Source organism: Nonomuraea sp. NPDC001684 (assembly GCF_053596515.1).
The window spans coordinates 1-3,196 of the sequence record NZ_JBSFGJ010000692.1 but is presented as its reverse complement, the minus strand read 5'-3'; the positions used below and the strand labels follow the sequence as shown (position 1 = coordinate 3,196).

The 3,196-nt window shown below is 76.1% G+C and carries 4 protein-coding genes; all 4 read right to left on the bottom strand.

The genetic code is table 11. The features are described 5' to 3' along the window. On the bottom strand, positions 1-686 hold a 686-nt coding region (locus ACWCSD_RS50180; RefSeq protein ID WP_449926537.1), incomplete at its 3' end, for a radical SAM protein. Further along, complete coding sequence (locus ACWCSD_RS50175) at positions 683-2,110, bottom strand: nitronate monooxygenase (protein WP_397162978.1); 1,428 nt, start codon at positions 2,108-2,110, stop codon at positions 683-685. The genes ACWCSD_RS50175 and ACWCSD_RS50180, both read right to left, overlap by 4 nt. Then, positions 2,103-2,660, bottom strand: a complete 558-nt coding sequence (locus ACWCSD_RS50170; RefSeq protein ID WP_358300487.1) for a hemerythrin domain-containing protein — start codon at positions 2,658-2,660, stop codon at positions 2,103-2,105. Before ACWCSD_RS50170 ends, ACWCSD_RS50175 begins: the two co-directional genes overlap by 8 nt. Positions 2,661-2,675: 15 nt before the next feature. After that, positions 2,676-3,167: a hypothetical protein gene (locus ACWCSD_RS50165; RefSeq protein WP_358300485.1), complete on the bottom strand. Its 492-nt coding sequence runs from the start codon at positions 3,165-3,167 to the stop codon at positions 2,676-2,678. Between the last annotated feature and the right edge of the window lie 29 nt (positions 3,168-3,196).

Sequence of the window (3,196 nt, the reverse complement as noted above, 5' to 3'; positions counted from 1 at the left end):
ATCGCGGTGCCGACGTCGTGCACGAAGTGCAGCACGTCCTCGGTCTCCTGCGGGGTCAGGGCCGACAGGTCGCGGCCCCGGCCGGTGGGCACGAGGAAGAACACGCTCCACAGCAGCGCGCCCTCCCGGCGTACCAGGGCGGCGATGTCCGGCAGGCTCGTCAGGTTGTGGCGGGTCACGGTGGTGTTGATCTGCACCTTGAGCCCGGCCTCGCGGGCCGCCCGCCAGGCGCGCAGGGTGCGGGTGAACACGCCGTCGTAGCCGCGGAAGGCGTCGTGTACGGGCGCGGTCGCGCCGTCGAGGCTGAGCGAGACGGCGGCGGCCCCGGCCTCGCGCAGCCGGGCGAGGTCGGCCGGGTCGAGGGCGGGGGTGGCCGACGGGGACACGGCCGGGGCCAGGCCGCGGGCGTGGCGGACCAGGTCGAGCAGGTCGGGCCGCTCGAACGGGTCGCCGCCGGTGATCACGAACAGCGGCGGGGGCGTGCCGAAGTCCGCCACCTGGCCGATGAGCCGGTACGCCTCCTGGGTGGTCAGCTCCGCCGGGTGCCGGTCGGGCACGGCTTCGGCGCGGCAGTGCAGGCAGGCCAGCGGGCAGGCGCGGGTGACCTCCCAGATCACGATGAACGGGCCGGCGGCGACGTCGCGCCGGACGCGGCGCAGCGGCCGCCCGCCGGGTGGTGCGGTCATGCGGGTGCTCCTCGCAGGAGGTGGTCCACGACGTCGGCGGCCGAGTGGTCGTCGGGCAGGCCGTCCAGGAAGGCCAGGTCCTGGCCCAGGGTGAGCAGGGCGGGCTCGCGGTAGCCGTCGGCGCGGTGCTGGCCCAGGCCGATGGCGGCGGTCAGCCCGTTGCACAGGCACTGGCGGCCCTCGGCCTCCTCGGCGGGCCGGCCCTTGCGGACGTAGGCGTCCACGGGTTCGGCGGGGCAGCGGTAGCCGATCGCACCGCCGGGCCTGACGTACGGGGTGCGCAGGTAGCCCAGGTCGCACAGCCGGGGACGCCGGTCGAACACCTCGGGCTCCGACAGGGTGCCGGGCAGGCCCGCGACCTTGAACGGGAAGCCGGTGGGCGAGGCGCGCGGGTCGTTGCGCACCTCCAGCGCGCCCCGGCGGGCCCGGCTCAGCATGCGCCGCCGCAGGCCGTCGTCGAGGCCCGACTCCCGGCACAGCGCGAACGCCGTCCCGACCTGGATGCCGGCGGCGCCGGTGGCCCGCGCGCCGGCCGCGCCGCCGGGGGTGGCGTAGCCGCCGGCCAGCCAGAACGGCAGCCCGATCGCGGCGACCTTGGCGGTGTCGGCCTCGTCGCGCGGCCCGTAGACGGGTTCGCCGCGCTCGTCGAGCACCAGCCGGCCGCGCGGCGGCGCGCTGTGCCCGCCGGCCACCGGCGTCTCCAGGACGAACCCGTCGGGCCTGGTCACCGGCGAGCGGGCCAGGTAGGCGGCCAGCACGTGCGAGGAGACGATCGCCAGCAGCTTGGGCCGCCGCAGCGGCTCGGCGGGGGCGGCCCCGGGCCACAGCGCGGCCGGGTCGAGGCCGACCGTGTGGCGGGCGTCGCCGGCGTCGGCCACGGCGACGGTGAGCTCGGCCGGGCGGTGCGCGGCGAAGGCGTCGAGCAGCGCCGGTATCTCCGCCGGGATGCCGGCGCCCATCAGCACGTAGTCGACGCCGGCCAGCATCGCGCCGTAGGCGGCGGCGGGCGTGGCGAGCTGGATCTTCTCCAGGTAGTTGACGCCGACCGGCCCGTCGTGGCCCTGCTTGGCCAGGAAGACCTCGGCGAAGTTGGCGACCACGGCCAGCTCGTCGCGGGCCCGGCTGGGCCGCAGCCCGAGCCGGGGCACCGGCCGGTAGGGCGTGCCGGGCGCGATCCCGCCGGGCACGAACCAACGTCCGAGCACCCGTTCGGCGATCTCGGGGATGGGGAAGCCGGCCAGTGCCCGGCGCAGGTCGCCGCCGGGGTCGCCGCGCTGGAGGCGGCGGGCCAGGGCGACGTCCAGGGCGGTGCCCGACACCACGCCGAGCTGCCCGGTACGGGCGACCGCGCGCGCCAGCCGCCAGCCGGACACCGCGACGCCCATGCCGCCCTGGATCAGGACGGGGAGCCCGGCCTCAGACACGCCGCGCCCGCAGCGTGCCGGCCCAGGTGAGCACGTCGGCGTTGATCTCCCTGGCCACCTCGCGGGTGGCCAGGATGTGCACGACGTCGTCCTCGGGCAGCGTCTCGACCATGAGCGACAGGCCATCGCAGTCGCTGACGTGCGGCAGGATCTCCCGTGCCAGGGCGACGCCCCAGGCGGCCTGGTTCTCGTCGATCTCGCCCAGGCCGTCGACCGCGGCCAGGTCGGCCAGCTCGGCCAGCTCGCGGATGTTGCGGATCGTGTCGTCGTGGTCGCTGAGCAGCTTGTCCACGTAGTGCGCGCCGAGGACGGACGTCAGGCCAGGGTACATGGCCTCCTCCTCGTAGCGGAAGTGCGGCCCGACGGCCGCCGACAGCGCCGCCACCAGTTTCCCGGCCCGCGCCGCGTCGCCGGCGCCGAAGGCGTCGATCAGCGCGAGCAGCAGGTCCCTGACCTCGCGGTGCTCAGCGTGGAAGGTCTCGGTGAAGTGATGGCCGATGGACAGCACACAGTCCTCCAGCTGGATGGTTCCGGACGTCGCCGGTCGCATGGTTCCCCTCCCCTGTCACTCGTCGGCGGCGAGGGTGGCGCCGCAGGTCAGCAGGGCGGCGCCGGTGAGCGTCAGCAGCCCGCCGAGGCCGATGGCCAGGTTGCCGAGCTGCCAGGCCTGGTAGGCGTTGAGCAGGGAGGCGCGCAGCATCTGGCCGGTGAAGGCGGTCTGCCGCAGGCTCTCCAGCTCGGCGTCCGCGCCGCCCGCCGCGAACAGCTCGGCACTGACCTGCGCGTACGTCCGGCCGCCGGTGGCGGTCAGCACGTTGCGGCCGATCACCTGGGCGTAGGCCCTGGCCTGCGGGCCGGTCAGGACGGCGCGGCCCTCGTGGGCGGCGAGCTCGGCGGGCAGCCCCTTGCCGGGGAAACTGATGGCCTGCCGGCGCAGCTCGTCGCGGATCTCGCCGCGCGCCTGGACGCCTCGGGCGGCCATGACGGGGCCGGCGGCCGCCATCGCGGCGCCGGCGGCGCCCAGCAGCGCTCTCGCCGCGCCTCGGACAACGCTCATCTCATCCTCCTGGTCACGTGGTTGGCCCG

Coding starts and splice junctions, on each gene's coding strand:
- ACWCSD_RS50170 (WP_358300487.1), bottom strand. CDS start 2,660: ATGCGACCGGCGACGTCCGGAACCATCCAGCTGGAGGACTGTGTGCTG.
- ACWCSD_RS50165 (WP_358300485.1), bottom strand. CDS start 3,167: ATGAGCGTTGTCCGAGGCGCGGCGAGAGCGCTGCTGGGCGCCGCCGGC.